The organism is Chamaesiphon sp. VAR_48_metabat_135_sub, from assembly GCF_031418915.1.
Taxonomy (GTDB): Bacteria; Cyanobacteriota; Cyanobacteriia; order Cyanobacteriales; family Chamaesiphonaceae; genus Chamaesiphon.
In genome coordinates this window covers 1-2114 of the sequence record NZ_JANOJV010000179.1, presented here as the reverse complement: position 1 = coordinate 2114, position 2114 = coordinate 1, and the positions used below count along the sequence as shown (strand labels likewise).

The 2114-nt window shown below is 42.3% G+C and carries 3 protein-coding genes; all 3 read left to right on the top strand.

Annotation, left to right across the window (positions count from 1 at the left end; genetic code table 11):
- Window positions 1-139: 139 nt before the first annotated feature.
- Window positions 140-871 carry a phosphoadenylyl-sulfate reductase gene (locus tag RMO55_RS13300; RefSeq protein WP_310427220.1) on the top strand — a complete coding sequence of 244 codons (732 nt, stop codon included), beginning with the start codon at window positions 140-142 and terminating at the stop codon, window positions 869-871.
- A gap of 114 nt (window positions 872-985) precedes the next feature.
- Window positions 986-1324 carry a hypothetical protein gene (locus RMO55_RS13295; RefSeq protein ID WP_310427218.1) on the top strand — a complete coding sequence of 113 codons (339 nt, stop codon included), beginning with the start codon at window positions 986-988 and terminating at the stop codon, window positions 1322-1324.
- A 29-nt stretch (window positions 1325-1353) separates the two neighbouring features.
- Window positions 1354-2114, top strand: a 761-nt coding sequence (locus RMO55_RS13290) for a putative sulfate exporter family transporter (protein WP_310427217.1), incomplete at its 3' end; no start/stop codon positions are given.

Sequence of the window (2114 nt, the reverse complement as noted above, 5' to 3'; positions counted from 1 at the left end):
AACACCCTAGAAACGTTGGGTTGTTTCTTTCAGAAAGGCTATGGCTAGGGCAAACGCTCCGCTACCGCCAACATTCTTCAACCCAACCTACAGATGAGCATCACGATCCTTAAATAATTGAATTAGAGCAGAAAAAACCATGACAATGATCCAATCCAGTCTGAATATTGACAACGCCCAAGCGGAACTTGCAGGGCAATCTCCACAGGAAGTTTTGAGTCATGCCCTCAAATCTTTCGGTCGAATCGCCGTCTCCTTTAGCGGTGCCGAAGATGTCGTCCTGATTGATATGGCTCACAAAATTAATCCAGATGTTCAGGTATTTAGCCTCGATACTGGACGACTGCACCCTGAGACATATCAACTACTCAATCGGGTGCGGAATCACTATAAAATCGATATTGAAATTATTTTCCCTGACGCAACTCAGGTAGAAAAATTAGTCACGGAAAAAGGACTATTTAGCTTTTACCAAGATGGACACCAAGAATGTTGCAGCATTCGCAAAGTGCGTCCGTTACGGCGTAAATTAGCTAGCTTAGAGGCATGGATTACGGGACAACGCCAAGACCAAAATCCCTCAACTCGATCGACACTGCCAGCGATTCAAATAGACACCGCTTTCTCGACAGATGGACATCAACTGATTAAATATAATCCTTTGGCTAATTGGACTTCAGCCCAAGTTTGGCAATATATTCGCGCCAATCAAGTTCCCTACAATAGTCTCCACGAACGTGGCTTTCTGAGCATCGGTTGTGAGCCTTGTACCCGCGCAATTACACCCCACCAACCAGAGCGTGCCGGACGCTGGTGGTGGGAAAATCCCGACGATAAAGAATGCGGTCTTCATGCCACAAATAAGACTTAAACCCCGATTCAAGAGCTAACTTTGACCAATTAATCTTAAACCGATCGCTATTGATAAATCAGCGCATTTAATTAGCAGCGATCGGATCTAGTCCTCTTTCTACCTAAAACTCCCATGAAAACTATTACCTTAGTCCAAAAAATTAAATTGAACGGCGAACTCTGTGCTAAATCAGCCAAAGTCATCGCCGATCTGACTGCACGGGGATTGCGAAACAACATCGATCTTTTCGTTACCGCCGATGAGCGAGATCCTGCCAGCGAAGGCTATACATTAGCTGTCAAATATCAAATTAATGCCGCACCTTTTTTTATCGTCACCACTGATGATCATCAAGCTCATGCTTATCCAGTCTATAGCCAATTTCTCCGCAGTGTCTTCAATATAGAGCCTGCTGAAAGTGATGAAATAGCTGAAATAATGGCACAAAATTCAGACATGTACTTTATCTAATTCCATTGCTCAAGATTTGATTAAAATCAATGAATTTATCAATTCCTAGCTTTAAAAGTGCGACTGCTGATTTATTGCCAGGGCTACTGTTAACAGCCGCATTAGCTCTGATTGCCACTAGTTTACAGAAATTACCTGGCCTCAACATTTTCAGCCCCCTAATTTTGGCAGTTCTAATCGGAGTATCAATCCGTAATACTGTCGGTATCAGGTCAGTATACAAGCCTGGAATCACATTTTCACTCAAGAAAATATTGCGGTTAGCCGTAATTTTATTAGGCTTGAAATTGAGCTTTGTCCAAGTATTTTCAGTTGGTTTGACAGGATTAATAATTGTGCTAGTTACGTTAGTTAGTGCATTTATGTTTACCTGTTGGTTCGGAGCATATTTGGGAGTCGATCGCAAATTAGCTCAATTAATCGCAGCAGGCACCTCGATTTGTGGCGCATCTGCCGTATTGGCAACAAATAGTGTGGTTAAAGCTACTGATGAAGATGTCGCTTATGCGGTGACGATCGTGACATTATTTGGGACGATATCAATGTTGTTATATCCATTACTCGATTTGCTATTCCAAACTAGCCCCCGCGAATTTGGACTATGGTGTGGGGTTTCCATTCATGATGTTGCTCAAGTTGTTGCGGCTGCTTCTCAAAAGGGGAATGAAAGTAGTGAAATTGCTACGATTTCTAAACTTTCGCGAGTAATGTTTTTAATTCCAATGTTATTAGGATTAGGGACATTATCAGCCAGTCAAGCAACTGAATCGAAAAGAGCTATCAAATTACC

What these genes read in the sequence shown, in the direction of transcription:
- RMO55_RS13300 (WP_310427220.1), top strand. Translation starts at nt 140, where the DNA reads ATGACAATGATCCAATCCAGTCTGAATATTGACAACGCCCAAGCGGAA.
- RMO55_RS13295 (WP_310427218.1), top strand. Translation starts at nt 986, where the DNA reads ATGAAAACTATTACCTTAGTCCAAAAAATTAAATTGAACGGCGAACTC.